Annotated in this window: 14 protein-coding genes and 1 pseudogene; 6 read left to right on the top strand and 9 right to left on the bottom strand. The window is 65.9% G+C overall.

Features of this window, described 5'->3' with window-relative positions; genetic code table 11:
• Positions 1-97 precede the first annotated feature (97 nt).
• The 3 genes and pseudogenes from ACNJYB_RS31200 to ACNJYB_RS31190 all read left to right on the top strand — a co-directional run.
• Positions 98-742 (top strand): annotated as a pseudogene (locus ACNJYB_RS31200) (ABC transporter ATP-binding protein); the annotation flags it as partial.
• Positions 743-774: 32 nt separating this feature from the next.
• Positions 775-1,356 carry a flavin reductase family protein gene (locus tag ACNJYB_RS31195; RefSeq protein ID WP_439370369.1) on the top strand — a complete coding sequence of 194 codons (582 nt, stop codon included), beginning with the start codon at positions 775-777 and terminating at the stop codon, positions 1,354-1,356.
• 95 nt (positions 1,357-1,451) lie between these two features.
• Positions 1,452-1,607, top strand: a complete 156-nt coding sequence (locus ACNJYB_RS31190; protein WP_439370368.1) for a hypothetical protein — start codon at positions 1,452-1,454, stop codon at positions 1,605-1,607.
• A gap of 116 nt (positions 1,608-1,723) precedes the next feature.
• On the opposite strand, the gene ACNJYB_RS31185 is transcribed toward ACNJYB_RS31190, so the two are convergent.
• A complete protein-coding gene (locus ACNJYB_RS31185) occupies positions 1,724-2,872 on the bottom strand; it encodes a M20 family metallopeptidase (RefSeq protein ID WP_439370367.1) in 1,149 nt (382 codons plus the stop codon).
• A gap of 612 nt (positions 2,873-3,484) precedes the next feature.
• Here ACNJYB_RS31185 and ACNJYB_RS31180 point away from each other — a divergent pair.
• A complete protein-coding gene (locus ACNJYB_RS31180; protein ID WP_439370366.1) occupies positions 3,485-3,817 on the top strand; it encodes a GYD domain-containing protein in 333 nt (110 codons plus the stop codon).
• An 84-nt stretch (positions 3,818-3,901) separates the two neighbouring features.
• Here the strand turns inward: ACNJYB_RS31180 and flbD are convergent, their stop codons facing one another.
• The 8 genes from flbD to ACNJYB_RS31140 all read right to left on the bottom strand — a co-directional run bounded on the left by flbD (position 3,902) and on the right by ACNJYB_RS31140 (position 12,214).
• Positions 3,902-5,284: a sigma-54-dependent transcriptional regulator FlbD gene (gene flbD, locus ACNJYB_RS31175; protein WP_439370365.1), complete on the bottom strand. Its 1,383-nt coding sequence runs from the start codon at positions 5,282-5,284 to the stop codon at positions 3,902-3,904.
• Between the two features lie 50 nt (positions 5,285-5,334).
• On the bottom strand, positions 5,335-5,682 hold the full coding sequence (fliN, locus tag ACNJYB_RS31170) for a flagellar motor switch protein FliN (protein WP_254146279.1): 348 nt from the start codon (positions 5,680-5,682) through the stop codon (positions 5,335-5,337).
• A 3-nt stretch (positions 5,683-5,685) separates the two neighbouring features.
• Positions 5,686-6,306: a FliH/SctL family protein gene (locus ACNJYB_RS31165; RefSeq protein ID WP_439370364.1), complete on the bottom strand. Its 621-nt coding sequence runs from the start codon at positions 6,304-6,306 to the stop codon at positions 5,686-5,688.
• Positions 6,306-7,403 (bottom strand): flagellar motor switch protein FliG, encoded by a 1,098-nt coding sequence (gene fliG / locus ACNJYB_RS31160; protein WP_439370363.1) that lies wholly within the window; start codon positions 7,401-7,403, stop codon positions 6,306-6,308. Before fliG ends, ACNJYB_RS31165 begins: the two co-directional genes overlap by 1 nt.
• Positions 7,404-7,433: 30 nt before the next feature.
• Positions 7,434-9,047 carry a flagellar basal-body MS-ring/collar protein FliF gene (gene fliF / locus ACNJYB_RS31155; protein WP_439370362.1) on the bottom strand — a complete coding sequence of 538 codons (1,614 nt, stop codon included), beginning with the start codon at positions 9,045-9,047 and terminating at the stop codon, positions 7,434-7,436.
• 188 nt (positions 9,048-9,235) lie between these two features.
• A complete protein-coding gene (gene sciP, locus ACNJYB_RS31150; RefSeq protein ID WP_002714638.1) occupies positions 9,236-9,511 on the bottom strand; it encodes a CtrA inhibitor SciP in 276 nt (91 codons plus the stop codon).
• 356 nt (positions 9,512-9,867) lie between these two features.
• Positions 9,868-10,575, bottom strand: a complete 708-nt coding sequence (locus tag ACNJYB_RS31145) for a flagellar hook assembly protein FlgD (RefSeq protein ID WP_439370361.1) — start codon at positions 10,573-10,575, stop codon at positions 9,868-9,870.
• A gap of 13 nt (positions 10,576-10,588) precedes the next feature.
• Positions 10,589-12,214, bottom strand: a complete 1,626-nt coding sequence (locus ACNJYB_RS31140; protein ID WP_439370360.1) for a flagellar hook-length control protein FliK — start codon at positions 12,212-12,214, stop codon at positions 10,589-10,591.
• 344 nt (positions 12,215-12,558) lie between these two features.
• On the opposite strand from ACNJYB_RS31140, the gene mnmA reads away from it, so the two are divergent.
• Together mnmA and ACNJYB_RS31130 are read left to right on the top strand one after the other, a co-directional pair.
• Entirely contained in the window at positions 12,559-13,740 is a 1,182-nt protein-coding gene (gene mnmA, locus ACNJYB_RS31135) for a tRNA 2-thiouridine(34) synthase MnmA (protein WP_439370359.1), read from the top strand.
• 187 nt (positions 13,741-13,927) lie between these two features.
• Positions 13,928-14,566: a class I SAM-dependent methyltransferase gene (locus tag ACNJYB_RS31130; protein WP_439370358.1), complete on the top strand. Its 639-nt coding sequence runs from the start codon at positions 13,928-13,930 to the stop codon at positions 14,564-14,566.
• The last annotated feature ends 6 nt before the right edge of the window (positions 14,567-14,572 follow it).

Below are 14,572 nucleotides of genomic sequence, written 5' to 3'. Positions count from 1 at the left end.
GGTTCAGGCCAGCGGCCTGCCGCTCAGCATCCGGGGCCTGCGCAAATCCTTCGGCAGCAACGAGGTGCTGCGGGGCATCGATCTGCACATCCCCGCCGGCCAGTTCGTCGCCATCGTCGGCAAGAGCGGCTGCGGCAAGAGCACGCTGCTGCGCCTGATCGCCGGCCTGGAGAAGGTCGATGCCGGCAGCATCAGCTTCGGCGGCGAGGTCCAGGCGGAGGACATCCGCGTGATGTTCCAGGAGCCGCGGCTCTTGCCCTGGGCGCGCGTGCTCGCCAATGTCGAGGTCGGTCTCGGCCGCGATCGCGCATCGCAGGATGCGCATGCGCGCGCAGAGAAGGCGTTGACCGAGGTCGGCCTCGCCGATAAGCGCGACCAGTGGCCTTCGGTGCTCTCGGGCGGCCAGAAGCAGCGCGTCGCGCTCGGCCGCGCACTGGTGTCCCGTCCGCGGGTACTCGCCTTCGACGAGCCGCTCGGCGCGCTCGATGCCCTGACCCGCATCTCGATGCAGCGGCTCCTGGAGCGCGTCTGGCGCGACCAGGGCTTTACCGCGATCCTGGTCACCCACGATGTCGCCGAGGCGGTAGCCCTGGCCGACCGGGTGCTGGTGATCGAGGAGGGCCGGATCGCTCATGACGTCACGGTTAACGCGGCCCGGCCTCGCCAGCGTGGCTCCGCAGAGCTGGCGGGCCTGGAAGGCTCGATCCTGAGCCACCTTTTGTCGGCGGACGATCGTACCTAAATACAGGGGAACCCCATTTCGGGGACCATGCCATGAATGTAGTGCCCCGCGATCTCATGACCGAAATCCCCGTCTCGCCCGCCGATTTCCGCGGGGCCATGCGCCACCTCACCGGCGGCGTCAGCGTCATCACCGCCGGCCGGGGCAAGGACATCACCGGCATGACGGTGACTTCCGTGACCTCGCTGTCGGTGGAGCCGCCGACCCTGCTGGTCAGCATCAATCGCGATGCCTCCTCCTTCCCGCTGATCAGGCGCCATGGCGCCTTCGGCGTGAACATCCTCAATGCCGACCAGCTCGATATCGCGGAGCGTTTTGCCGGCAAGGGCGGGCTGAAGGGCGCCGACCGCTTCGCAGGCAGCCAGTGGGTGACGGCGGTCTCGGGCGTGCCGCTGCTGGTCGGCGCATTGTCGGTGTTCGACTGCGAGGTCGAGGAGATCGTCGAGCGGCACTCGCACGGCATCGTCATCGGCCGCGTCAGGGACGTCAGGAACTCGACCCGCAACGCGGCGCTCGCCTATTGGCACGGCCAGTATGTGGCGGTCGATCAGGACGAGGACGCCGCAAGGCTCGCCGATGTCAGCCTTCCCGCGCGCACCCGGCGCGGCATTTGATCGCCGCGGACAAGCGCCGCGCAGGCTGGCCTTTTCCGCCTCATCGCTCTAGAAGCGCTTGAGCCGTCCCGCCGGGACGGCCCTGGAGCGGATCGATGAAGCGCGTCGCGACCCTAGCCTTCTACGCCATCGGCGCGCTCGCGATCGCCTATCTCGCGCTCTATGCCTACGCGATGTTCTCGGGGCAGCCGATCATTCCCGGTGACCCCATCCACATTTTCCGCAAGCCCGACGCGCCGAGTTATTCGTAGAATTCGGGAGGTCTCGTAGGGGGGCAAAGCGAAGCGTGCTCACCACCTCTGCCCAGCGAAGACGAATGGTGGGCACGGCGCAAGTGCGCCTTTGCCCACCCTACGGCACCTCTCCCTCACCCCCTTAAAATCGCCAGCGCGAGCGCCTGCGCGCGCGGGACGATGCTGTCGATCTCGAGATATTCCTCCGGCGTATGTGCGAGGCCGCCGACCGGGCCGAGGCCGCAGATGGTCGGCGTGCTCACGGCCGCGGTGAAGCCGGAATCGGCGCAGCCGCCGGAGAACTCGCCCTGCAGCGTGGTGAGGCCGACCTGTCTTGCGGCGGCCTGATAAACTTCGAACAGCGTCTTCGACTCCGCGCTCTGCACCACCGGCACGAACTCGCCCTTGATCGTCAGCGTCGCGCTGGTGCCCGGCACGTAGGAGGTCGCGACGATCTTTTGAATCGCACCCATGATCCGCGCGCGATCGGCGGGATCGACATAGCGCAGGTCGATCTGGCCTTCGGCATAAGGCGCCGTCGTGTTGACGGACTGTCCTCCGGAGACGAGGCCGACGTTGAGCGTGATGCCCTTGTCGAGGTCGGTCAGCGCGTGGATCTGGACGATCTTGTGCGCGAGCTCGCCGATGGCGCTCACGCCGGCGGCGAAATTGGCGCCGGAATGCGCGGCCTTGCCGGTGATGGTCATGTGCATGAAGATGCCGCCCTTACGCCCCGTCACGACATTGCCCGTGGGCCGCCCCGGCTCGGAGTTGAACACCGCGCGCGCGGCGCGTCCCTCGCGCTCGATGATGGGGCGGCAGGCGGGCGAGCCAATCTCCTCGTCCGAGGTGATCAGCACCTTGATCGGGTGCGGCGAGCCGCCGAACTTGTGGAAGGCGGTCGCCACGAACACGTTCATGACGAGGCCGGACTTCATGTCGGAAACCCCCGGTCCGTAGGCGCGGCCGTCCCGGATCGTGAACGGCCGCCGCCCGGCCTCGCCCTTGCCGAACACGGTGTCGCGATGCCCCATCAACAGCACCGGCTTTTCGTTGCTGCCGGGCTTGGTCACCTCGGCATGGATCGCATCGCCGAAGGTGGCATTGGCCTCGCGCCGGAACGGAATGCCGTGCTCGGTAAAATGCCGCTCGAACCGCGCACCGACCGCATCGACGCCTTCCTTGTCATAGGATCCGGAATCGATGTTCACGACGTCGCGCAAGAGATCGATCATCGCCTGCTTCTGCGACGCCAGCCAGTCCGTGATTTGAGCTTCAGACATATGTACCCTCGTGGTTCTCACGCGGGGTTATAGGACCTTGCGCCGGCGTGACCTAGTCGCCGGATGCGGTGCGGCTATGTGTTCGGTGCTCCAAAAGTGCGGCCGACTAGCGGCCTGGCTGCGCCATCGCCTCGACACCGCGAAGCTGCATCTCGACGGGCCAGCGTACCGATCTTCCGGCCCATGTCGTTGCCGACTTCGGTCGAGAAGCGGTAGTGGAAGCCGGCCCAGATGCGCGCATTGGCGACATCATCCACGACGAATATTCCATGGCCTGCCGTTTCGAGTTGAAGGACAGAGAAGGTGGGGGCGGACTGTGGCCGAGATCACCTCACTCCAAAATTCTATCGATCCTGATGCGTATCGATAGCGAACTGCTTCACTCGCGGCAGCACGATAGACGCCCTTCAAATGGGTAGGCTTGGCTTACCGTTCGCGCCGCACTGCGGAGTTGGCTATACTCGACACAAGCTGCCAGTTGGACGTGCCGAGGTCCGCAGCTCTATTTTCAAGGCAGCTCGCGTGCCGTCGGCAGGCCTTGCCTTGCTCTCGCTCGGAGAGCTCTTTCCAAAACTACAAATGTTGTCGGTCCAACCTTCGACGGAGAGAAACATGCCGCTGTTCATCTCGTACGTCTCATACTCAAACGCGGGCATCAAGGGAATGGTCGACAAGCCGATCGATCGTACCTCAGTCATCGGTGCGCTGGTCGAGAAAGCCGGCGGAAAGCTCCAGGGAGCTTTCATGACGACTGGTCAGCACGACGCAGTGCTCGTCACGGAGTTTCCCGATGGCTCCGATGCTATTGCGATCGGAATGGTTGCCGCCGCCAGTGGCGCCGTCTCCAAGATCGAAACCGTGCGCGCCTGGAAGATGGGCGAATTCAAGAGCATCGCGGAAAAGGCCGCGAAGCTCGCAAGCACCTACGTCCCGCCGGGCAAATAGTCGGACAGATCGCGACATCATCGGGCCCGGAACGCTTGCGGCGCTCCGGGCCCTTTTGCTGACGTCGAGCTTGCAGATCGGCGCTCACCCCATGGCTGGCACGCGCGGATATTCACCCGGCGTGCCCGCCGGCGGGATCTGGATGCCGCCGTCGGCGTATTCGTTGAGCTTGTTGCGCAGCGTGCGGATGGAGATGCCGAGGATGTTGGCGGCATGGGTCCGGTTGCCGAGGCAGTGCTTCAGCGTCTCCAGGATCAGGTCGCGTTCGACGTCGGCGACGGTGCGTCCCACGAGCGCGCGCGTCACCTGCTCGGCGGCCATGGTCGCATGCGCCACGGCCGGTGCGGTCCTGGCGAGGTCGAGGCGGTCGCCGTCCGGCGTGATGATTGCATCGGGACCGATCTCGTCGCCCTGCGCCATCAGCACCGCGCGGTGCATGGTGTTTTCGAGCTCGCGGACGTTGCCCTGCCAGCGGTTCGTGGAGAGCACGCGGCGCGCCTCCGCCGAGAGCGGGCGGATCGGCACGCCATTGGCCTCGGCATATTTCTTCACGAAGTGCTGGGCGAGCTCGAGGATGTCGGCGGGACGTTCGCGCAGCGGCGGAATCTTCAAGTTCACGACGTTCAGGCGGAACAGCAAGTCCTCGCGGAACCTGCCCTCACGCACGGCCTCCGCAAGGTTGCGGTTCGAGGTCGCGATGATGCGGATATCGACAGGCACCGGCTTGGTGCCGCCGACGCGATCGATCACCCGCTCCTGGATGGCGCGCAGCAGTTTTGATTGCAGGCGGACGTCCATCTCGGAGATTTCGTCCAGCAGCAGCGTGCCGCCGGTGGCTTCCTCGAACTTGCCGATGCGGCGGGCGACGGCGCCCGTGAAGGCGCCCTTCTCATGGCCGAACAGTTCGGACTCCAGCAGGTGCTCGGGGATCGCGGCGCAGTTGATCGAGATGAACGGCCGCTTGGCCCGGGCCGAGCGGGTGTGGACGTAGCGGGCCAGCACTTCCTTGCCCGTGCCGGACTCGCCGGTGATCATCACCGAGGCATCGGAGCCCGCGATCTGCTGCGCGAGTTTGATCACCCTGGCCATCGCCTCATCGCGATAGACCAGCTCGCGGGAATCGTTGGCGACGGCTGCCAGCACCGCGGCGATCAGCTCAGGATCCGGCGGCAGCGGGATGTATTCCTTGGCGCCGGCGTGGATCGCGGCGACCGCGGCGCGGGCGTCGTTGGTGATGCCGCAGGCGACGATCGGAGCGTGGATGTGCTCGGCTTCGAGCCGCATCACGAGGTCACGGATGTCGAGGGCGACATCGACCAGCAGGAGGTCGGCGCCCTTGCCGCCGCGCAGCACGCGCATCGCCTGCTCGTGATTCTCGGCGTGGGTCACGGTGGCGCCGTTCTCCATCGCGATCTTGGTGGCGGTGGTGAGCTGGCCCTTCAATGTGCCAACGATGAGAAGCCGCATGTCAGTCTCCTGTCGGTCTGGTCGCGCTGCCGCGCGTCATTCCCTGCGTATTAGCTGCGCTCGGTCTTGATGATTTCGGTCATGGTCACGCCGAGCTTGTCCTCGACCAGGACGACCTCGCCGCGAGCGACAAGCTTGTTGTTGACGTAGATGTCGATGGCCTCGCCGACGCGCCGGTCGAGCTCGAGCACGGTGCCCGGCCCGAGCTTGAGGAGCTCGCCGACATCCATCTTGGAGCGGCCGAGCACGGCCGAGACCTGCACCGGCACGTCGAACACGGCCTCGAGGTCGGCGGCGGCGCGCGCCGCATATTCGTCCTCGTTGTAGCCGACGTCAGCGCTCGGCGGCATCGGGCCGTTGAGATCGGGCAGCGGGACCTGTCCGTCGGTGTCGCTCATGGCTTAGCTCCCCCTTCGGGACGCGATATAGCGTCCGACCATGTCGTCGATCTTGGCCGCGACGGCGCCGCGCTCCAGCACGACGCCGCCATCGGCCCATTCGATCCGGCAGTCGCCAGTGGCAATTTCCGGCTCGGCCAGGATCACCAGCCGGCCTTCGAAGCCGCTCTGCTTGGCGAGCCGCTCGATCTTCTCGCGGGCGCTGTCGTAGAGCGAATCGTTGATGCGGACGACGAGATGGGGCGTGGCGACCAGGTGCGAGAAGCAGTCCTTGACCAGCGCGACGATCTCGCCGAGCGGCTCGGCGGCGACGAGGTCGGCGCACAGCTTGCGCGCCACCGCGACCGCGACGTCGACCGCCTCAGTCTCCATCTTTGACTCGATGTTGCCGATGCCGGAGGCGATGCCCCGGATCCCGATGTTGATCTCTTCCATGGCGAGTGCGACGCGGCGGTCGCTCTCGGCCTTGGCCTCGCGCTGGCCGGCGGCAAAGCCGTCCCGATAGGCGCGCGCTTCGGCTTCCGCGATCTTCTGCGCGATCTCGGCCGCGGTCGCGGCCTTCTCGCGCGACCGCTCGGGAGCGGCGAAGTCGGTGTCGAACAGGAATTTTGCCGGAGCGGCCATCAGTACACCAGCTCGTCGTCGGCGCGGTTCTTGGTCAGCATGATCTCGCCCTTGGCGGCGAGGTCCTTGGCGAGGTTGACCAGCAGCGCCTGGGCCTCGTCGACGTCGCGCAGGCGGACCGGGCCCATGGCCGCCATGTCGTCCTGGAGCATCTTGGCCGCACGCGAGGACATGTTGCCGAAGAAGAAGTTGCGGACGTCCTCGTTGGCGCTCTTGAGCGCGACGCCGAGCTTGTCCTTGTCGACGTTGCGCATCAACGTCTGGGCCGAGCCGGAATCCAGCTTCACGAGGTCGTCGAAGGTGAACATCAGCGCCTTGATGCGCTCGGCGGATTCGCGGTTGTCCTCTTCCAGCGAGGTGATGAAGCGGGTTTCGGTCTGGCGGTCGAAATTGTTGAAGATTTCCGCCATCACCTCGTGGGCGTCGCGACGGCGGGTCTGCGACAGGTTGGACATGAATTCGGTGCGCAGCGTCTTCTCCACGCTCTCGATCACCTCCTTCTGCACCGCTTCCATCTTCAGCATGCGGTTGACGACGTCGAGCGCGAGCTCCTCGGGCAGGATGCCGAGCACGCGGGCGGCGTGTTCCGACTTCAGCTTCGACAGCACCACGGCGATGGTCTGAGGGTATTCGTTCTTGAGATAGTTGGCGAGCACCTCTTCCTGCACGTTGGAGAGCTTCTCCCACATGTTACGCCCGGCGGGGCCGCGGATCTCGTCCATGATGCCGTTGACGCGCTCCGGCGGCAGGTATTGCTGCAGCAGGCGCTCGGTGGCGTCGAAATTGCCCATCAGCGCGCCCGAGGCCGACATGCGCGAGACGAATTCGAGCAGCATGTCCTCGACGGTGTCGACCTCGACGGTGCCGAGCGTCGACATTTCCAGCGAAAGCTGGCGCACCTCGTCGTCGTCGAGCAGGCTCCAGATCTTGCCGCCATATTGCTCGCCGAGTGCGAGCATCAGGATCGCGGCGCGGCGCGGCCCGGACAATTGCGCGGCGCCCTTGCCGTCGGCGGCGCGGCTGCCGGCGCGCTGGCCGAGCGTGGAGATCACGCTGGTGATGTCGTTGGAGTTGGCGTTTTGCAAGGAGGCGGCCATGTCAGATCACTTCTTGATTCAGTTGGCGGATTACTTGGCTGGCTCGGTGAGCCATTGGCGGATGATGGCGACGGTTTCGTTGGGGTTGCGCTCGGCGAGCTCGCCGACGCGATGAACGGACTGGGCGTGGACCTGGCCCTGGATGGTGGCGACGTCGATCGCGCTGGCGGCGCCGCCGGGCAGCAGGGGCTGTCCGCCGGCGGCCGGCGCGGCTTCTTCGGAGGAGGGGCCGGAGAGGACGCCGGAGATAGCGGCGGCGACTTCGTCGGAGGCGAGGATGCGCTTGACCAGCGGGCGGATCACCATGAACAGCACGACGAGGCCGAGCAGCATCATCACGCCGAGCTCGACGAAGTACATGACGTCGTCCTTGGTGAACTGCAGCATGCCGAGGAAGCCGCCGGGTTCGCCGATCGGAGCGGTGGAGGGGGCGTCGGCGAAGCGCAAATTGACGACCTCGACCTGGTCGCCGCGCTTCTGGTCGAAGCCGATCGCCGAGCGCACCAGGGTGGCGATGCGGTCGAGCTGCTCCTTGGTGCGGTCCTGATAGGCCAGCTCGCCCTTGTCGTTCTTGGTGTAGATGCCGTCGACCAGCAGCGCGACCGAGATGCGGTTGACCCGGCCGGCTTCGGTCACCTCGGTCTTGGTGATGCGGGAGATCTCGTAATTGTTGGTCTCCTCGGTCTTCTTGCTCTGGTCCTTGGCCGCGACGCCGTTGCTCTGCTGGTTGCCGGGCAGCTCGTTGTTGACGGTGACCTGACCGTTGTTGTCGGCGGTCATGCTGCTTTCTTCGCGGGTTTGGCTCGAGCGCAGCACGCGGCCCTCGGGATCGAACTTGTCCGAGGTCTGGGTGATCTTGTTGAAGTCGAAATCGGCCGAGAGCTGGACGCGGGCGCGCCCCGATCCGACCACCGAGGACACGATGTCCTCGACCTGCTTGCGCATCCGCTTCTCGAAGGCGGTGCGGCGCTCGTCGCCGAGCGCCTGCTCCGGATCGGTCTGGGCGCCGTCGGCGAGCAGCTGGCCGGCCTCGTCGACGATCGAGACCCGCTGCGGCTTCAGGCCGTTGACGGCGGAGGCGACGAGGTGGCGGATGGCGCGGATCTGCTGGGCTTCGAGCGATCCGCGGACGCGGACCACGATCGACGCTGACGGCTCCGGCGCCTCGCGGGCGAACAGCGGGCGCTCGGGCAGCACGAGGTGGACGCGGGCGGCCTGGATGCGGTCGATGGCGCGAATGGTGCGGGCGAGCTCGCCTTCCAGCGCGCGCAGATGATTGATGTTCTGGACGAAGGAGGTGGTGCCGAGCGCGTCCGACTTGTCGAACACCTCGTAGCCGACGCCGCCGCCCTTGGGCAGGCCACCCTCGGCGAGCTTCATTCTGAGGCGCGTGACCTTGTCCTTGGGCACCATGATGATCGAGCCCTCATTGCGGATCTCGAACTGGATGCCCTGGCGTTCCAGGTCTTTGACAATGCTGGAGGAATCTTCGACGCTGAGGTCCGTGAACAGCGTCGTCATCTGCGGCGTCGTGACCCGCATGATGACGAATGCGAAGAAGCCGATGAGCGCGGCGGTGACCGCGATCATGGCCCCGAACCGGGCGGCACCGATACTTTTTAAGAAGTCCGCAAGACCTTGCAAGCAACCGCCCCGAAGCTTCGACCCGCAACGGAGCGGTCGACTGGGCAATTATTGCCTAGGGGATGGTTTCGATATGGTTAACGAAGGTTAAGAGGTCGGACAAAAGTCGCCCCAAAAGGAAACATGCAAAAAATCGGCCTCGCTGGGCGAGGCCGATTTTCGTCAAAAGCCGCAGATTTCCGGATCGCTTACTGGCGATATTGCTGGATGCGGGTGGTGCGAAGACCCGCCAGACCGTGCTGGTCGATGGAAAACTGCCAGGAGAGGAATTCGTCGACCGTCAGGGTATAACGGCTGCAGGCCTCCTCGAGGGAGAGAAGTCCGCCGCGCACAGCGGCAACGACCTCGGCCTTGCGGCGGATGACCCAGCGTTTGGTGCCGGGCGCGGGCAGATCTGCGATCGTCAGCGGACTGCCGTCCGGCCCGATGACGTATTTTACCCTCGGGCGATGGGGTTCTGTCATGGCGTACTCACAAACTCTCAACCACTGAACTCACGCAGTAACCCTACGCCCCGCGGCTTAAAAATCCGCTAAGCCTAAGGCTTCAATACAATTCTCGTTGAAACTTGCGGGAACGCGGCCGGCCTGGCGGGCGGCAGGCCGGGCCAGGCGGGCAGAAGGTAAATACTTTACTAACAAACCCGGGCCCGAGCGCGGCGCCGCAAGGCCCTCAATGTCGTCCCGCGAAGTCCGGGACCCATACCGCGTGATCTATCGATGAGACGCAGGTAGCAGTACCCAAAATGACTTCCTGACCACGAGTCTTCGCCAAATTTCTCGCCGGGATGACACCGAATGTGTCGCTCGCGCGCTCGCCTTCAATTACTACTCGTCGCAATGATGCTCTTCACCTGGCTCAGCGTGTAGCTGGCGCCGTCGATCGTGAGCAGCGGCGGCGACTGGGTCAGGTCGACCGACGACACCATGCCCTGCACCTGTGCGGCGATGCCGACATTGTTGTTGGCGACGTCCTTGCCCGTGGCCGAGATCGTGTACTTGCCGTCCGGCCACTGCGTGCCGTCATTGCCCTGGCCGTTCCAGGTGAAGGGAATGTCGGTGCCGGCGCCGGCGGTGTATTTGCCGGTGAAGACGGTCTGGCCGCTGGCATTGGCGATGGTGATGTCGACGGTGGAGTCGGAGGGCACGTTGAGGTGCCAGGTCGCCGACGAGTTCTTCATCGTCGCGGTCGAGCCATCGACCAGCGCGCTCTTGCCGACGAAGCCCAGCGCCTGGGTCGCCTGCGTGGTCTGCTGCAGGGTGACGAGCTGGGCCAGGGAATCGTTGGTCTTGAGCTGCTGCTCGACGCCGGCGAACTGCACCAGCTGCTGCGTGAACTGGTTGGTGTCGAGCGGATCGAGCGGGTTCTGGTTCTGCAGCTGCGTCGTCAGCAGGGTCAGGAAGGTCTGGAAGTTGCCGGCGAGCGTCGAGCCCGTGTTCGAGCTCATGGTCGAGCTCGAGGACGATTTCGGGATGTCGGTCGTGCCGGAGACGACGGCGGGGGCGGTGGCGGCATTCGTGGTGGTCATAAGCGAATACTCCTCACACTCTGATGTCGACGCCGCTGCTCGAGCCGAGCATGCGGCCATAGCCGCGCCCGACGGGCGCTGCGTGAACGCTGTCGTCCTCGCTGATGATCAGCCGGCGGGCATTGCCGCCATGGTCGTTGTTCTGACCGGACTGCTGGCCCGACGAATTCTGGTCGCGCAGGCTGAAGGAGAGCCCGTTGCTGCCGGTCTTGAAGCCGGCATCGTCGAGCGCGCGCTGCAATTGCGGCGCGTCCTGCCGCAGCATCTGCAGCGTCTCCGGCTTGTCGACCGTGAGATGCGAGGTGACCTGGCCGTTGCGGTCGACATTGATGCGGACGTCGATACGGCCCAGGTCGACCGGATCGAGGCTGATGTCGAAGCGTGTCTTGCCCGTGCGTGCGGCCGCCGCGATCTCGATCGGCACCGCGTTGATCGGCACCGCCGTCGAAGTCGCCGCGGTCGCGGTCAGTGTTGCGGTCGAGGCGGTTGCTGCGGAGCTCGTGTTGGTCAGCGGCGCCTGCACGGCGGATGGGGCCTGCGCGCCGGTGTCGGTCGGTGCCGCGAAGGCTTGCGCGCCTGCATGGGCATGCGTGTTCGGCGCGGCGGGTGCGGCGTCATTGGCGCCGGCCTTCACGTCGGCTTTCACCTCGGCCGTGCCGCCATCCGCCTGCGGCTTTGCCACTTGCCCATGCGCGGGGTTGGCGGTTGCCGCATTGTCCGGTGTGGGTGCGGCGTTCGTCTTGCCCGCATCCTGGCCGATATTCGAGACGTCGCTCACGCCGGCGGCGATCGCGGCGGCCTTGAACGAGGTCTTTGGCGTGCCCTGGTCCACGACGGCGATCAATCCACCATTGGTCTTGGCGTCGGTCGCGGTGCCGTCGGTCGTCGCAGTCGTGCCGGTCGCGGCATCGGCCAGCGTCGCCGAGGTGTCGGCATCGACTTTCGCGCCGGCCATCTTGGCGCTCTTGTCGCCGGCCGTCGCGGTCTCGGTCTTGCTGCCCGCAATCTGCGCCGCCGTGGACGCGCTGGCGGCAATGCCGGCGGCGGCGATCGTCAGCGGCGAGGCGGCCGCCTCGCTGGCCTGGTTTGCTGCCGCATTCGGACCGGCCGGCACGACAGGCGCGGCGACGACGACGGCGTTCGGATCGGGCTGAGCGGCCTGCGTCGCGTCAACCTGCGCGGCGGTTGCGGCGTCGAGGGCGGCGGCGAGGCTGTCGCTGCCCTCGGTCGTGTCGCTCTTGGTGTCCTCGGATTTTTCGGCCGATTTCGCGTCGGACGCCTCTGGCTTGTCCTTGGTCGTGTCCGTCTTGACCTGATCCTTGCCCGCATCGTCCGTAGCTTCGCTCTTTGCGGGAGCGGGCGTGTTGCTGTCGTCGCTGGCCTTGCTCTGCGCGGAGGATTGGGTGGAGGCGGTGTCGCGCGAACTGCGGTCGGAGGCGGAGGAGGACGAGGACTCGGTCCGGCGCGGCGCGGCGTCCTGGGCCGGCGCGTTATTGCTGATCCCCTGGGTGTTGCTGTCGACCAGCGAGCCGAAGGACTCGTTCGGTGACGTGCCCCTCGGCCCTTGCGACCGCGCAGGTTTCTGCTGCGCGCTCGAAACCTGGACGCTGGCAGCTAGATCTGAGGAAACACCGACCACAGGCAACCCCTTGGAAACATCTTCGGCCTTGGGAGTAGCAAGGAGCGGGCCAGCCTCCGCTGCGACGATTTATATAACGGAATCAATCAATTATTGTATTGATGGTCCCGCCACGCGGGGCGCGAAAGCCTCGCCATTTCTGCCGGCCCGGCAAGAATTGCCCTAAGCTCGAGGCCGGCGTGATTGCTTCACCGGAATGAGGCCTATATTAAAGAGGCAGCTCTCAGCCGCTTTCGACCGGGCAAGTCGGGCCCCTGCGGGAACCGAAGTTCCCTCGGGACCGTTCATGTCCCGGCCAGAAGCAAATCGCGGATCGCCGAACCGCCGTCACAGCTTAAGAACCCATGCGCAACAGTCTGGATCTCGAAGGCCGTCCTGACGACACCAGGGTCGTCGTTGCCATGTCGGGCGGCGTCGATTCCTCGACGACGGCTGCGCTGCTGAAGGCTGAAGGCTACGACGTCGTCGGCATCACCCTGCAGCTCTACGACCACGGCGCGGCCACCCATCGCAAGGGCGCCTGCTGCGCCGGCCAGGACATCCACGACGCCCGCGACGTCGCGGCCAAGCTCGGCATTCCCCATTACGTGCTCGACTACGAGGATCGTTTTCGCGAGTCCGTCATCGACAATTTCGCCGACTCTTACGCGCTCGGCGAGACGCCGGTGCCGTGCATCGAGTGCAACCGCAGCGTCAAATTCCGCGACCTCCTCAAGACCGCCCGTGAGTTAGGAGCGCAGGCGCTCGCCACCGGCCATTACGTCGCCTCGCGCCTCCGGAGCGACGGTTCGCGCGCGCTGGTCTGCGCGGCCGACGCAGATCGCGACCAGAGCTATTTCCTGTTCGCGACCACGCAGGAGCAGCTCGACTTCCTTCGCTTCCCGCTCGGCGACATGACCAAGCCCGAGACACGCGAGCTCGCGCGCCGCTTCGGCCTGTCCGTCGCCGACAAGCACGACAGCCAGGATATCTGCTTCGTGCCGACCGGTCGCTACACCGACATCATCACCCGCCTGCGTCCGAACGCGATGGACCCCGGCGATATCGTCGATCTCGACGGCCGCGTGCTGGGCCAGCATCACGGCATTGCCAATTTCACCGTCGGCCAGCGCCGCGGCCTCGGCATCGCCTCCGGCTCGCCGCTATTCGTGGTGCGCCTCGATGCCCCGGGCCGCCGCGTCGTCGTCGGCCCGCGCGATGCGCTGAAGATGCACCGCATCAGCTTGCGCGACGTCAACTGGATCGGCGGCGGCGACATCGACCGCGCGATCGGCAATGGCCTCGAGATGTTCGTGCGCGTGCGCTCGACCCGCTCGCCGCAGCCGGCCTGGCTGCGCGGCGGAGGCGGCCATTACGAGGTCGAACTCGTCGCCGGCGAGGAGGGCGTCTCGCCCGGCCAGGCCTGCGTGTTCTACGACGCACCCAGTGGCCAGGCCCGCGTTCTCGGCGGTGGCTTTATTCAGAGCGCCGCGGCGAAGCTTGACGCTGCAACATCGCGTCCGCTTGCGGAAGCCGTGCGCGGCTGACCATGAAGAGATTTAGTGTAACTGGTCGGGCCGGGTTTACCTCTCCCCGACGGGGAGAGGTCGGATTGCGCAGCAATCCGGGTGAGGGGCCGCAACTATTATTGACACCGCAACCCCTCACCCGGATCGCATCTTGCGATGCTATCCGACCTCTCCCTTCGGGAGAGGTGTAGTAAGGGCAGGGGGCATGGCAGCAGACATCTCGCGGGCGGGGGTCGAGAAGGCCTATGGCCGCTGGGCGCCGGTTTACGATCTCGTGTTCGGCAAGGTCTTCGACGCCGGACGGCAGTCGACCATCGCGGAAGCTGACCGCATCGGCGGCCGCATCCTCGACGTGGGCGTCGGCACCGGGCTTTCGCTCTCCGACTACGCGCGCACCACGAAGATCTGCGGCGTGGACATCTCCGAGCCGATGCTGCGCAAGGCGCAGGCGCGCGTCCGCGCGCTACGTCTCAGCAATGTCGAAGTGCTCTCGGTGATGGACGCGAAGAACCTCGCCTTCCCCGACAACGTCTTTGACGCGGTGGTGGCGCAATATGTCATTACCGCCGTGCCCGATCCGGAAGGAACGCTCGACGAGTTCGTGCGCGTGCTCAAGCCGGGCGGCGAGCTGATCCTCGTCAACCACATCGGCGCGGAAAAGGGCCTGCGCAAGCTCTCCGAGCTCGCCTTTGCCCCCATCGCCCGCCGCCTCGGCTGGCGCCCGGAATTCCCGTGGGCCCGCCTCGTCAACTGGGCCGCCAAACACGGCGGCGTCACGCTCACCGAGCGTCGCCCCATGCCGCCGATGGGCCATTTCTCGCTGATCCGCTACCGCAAATCGTGATTGTAC

The sequence above is a fragment of the Bradyrhizobium sp. SMVTL-02 genome, assembly GCF_051853005.1.
In the GTDB taxonomy this organism is placed as follows: domain Bacteria; phylum Pseudomonadota; class Alphaproteobacteria; order Rhizobiales; family Xanthobacteraceae; genus Bradyrhizobium.
This window is presented reverse-complemented; position numbering and strand designations above follow the sequence as displayed.

What these genes read in the sequence shown, in the direction of transcription:
- ACNJYB_RS31195 (WP_439370369.1), top strand. Translation starts at nt 775, where the DNA reads ATGAATGTAGTGCCCCGCGATCTCATGACCGAAATCCCCGTCTCGCCC.
- ACNJYB_RS31190 (WP_439370368.1), top strand. Translation starts at nt 1,452, where the DNA reads ATGAAGCGCGTCGCGACCCTAGCCTTCTACGCCATCGGCGCGCTCGCG.
- ACNJYB_RS31185 (WP_439370367.1), bottom strand. Translation starts at nt 2,872, where the DNA reads ATGTCTGAAGCTCAAATCACGGACTGGCTGGCGTCGCAGAAGCAGGCG.
- ACNJYB_RS31180 (WP_439370366.1), top strand. Translation starts at nt 3,485, where the DNA reads ATGCCGCTGTTCATCTCGTACGTCTCATACTCAAACGCGGGCATCAAG.
- flbD (WP_439370365.1), bottom strand. Translation starts at nt 5,284, where the DNA reads ATGCGGCTTCTCATCGTTGGCACATTGAAGGGCCAGCTCACCACCGCC.
- fliN (WP_254146279.1), bottom strand. Translation starts at nt 5,682, where the DNA reads ATGAGCGACACCGACGGACAGGTCCCGCTGCCCGATCTCAACGGCCCG.
- ACNJYB_RS31165 (WP_439370364.1), bottom strand. Translation starts at nt 6,306, where the DNA reads ATGGCCGCTCCGGCAAAATTCCTGTTCGACACCGACTTCGCCGCTCCC.
- fliG (WP_439370363.1), bottom strand. Translation starts at nt 7,403, where the DNA reads ATGGCCGCCTCCTTGCAAAACGCCAACTCCAACGACATCACCAGCGTG.
- sciP (WP_002714638.1), bottom strand. Translation starts at nt 9,511, where the DNA reads ATGACAGAACCCCATCGCCCGAGGGTAAAATACGTCATCGGGCCGGAC.
- ACNJYB_RS31145 (WP_439370361.1), bottom strand. Translation starts at nt 10,575, where the DNA reads ATGACCACCACGAATGCCGCCACCGCCCCCGCCGTCGTCTCCGGCACG.
- mnmA (WP_439370359.1), top strand. Translation starts at nt 12,559, where the DNA reads ATGCGCAACAGTCTGGATCTCGAAGGCCGTCCTGACGACACCAGGGTC.
- ACNJYB_RS31130 (WP_439370358.1), top strand. Translation starts at nt 13,928, where the DNA reads ATGGCAGCAGACATCTCGCGGGCGGGGGTCGAGAAGGCCTATGGCCGC.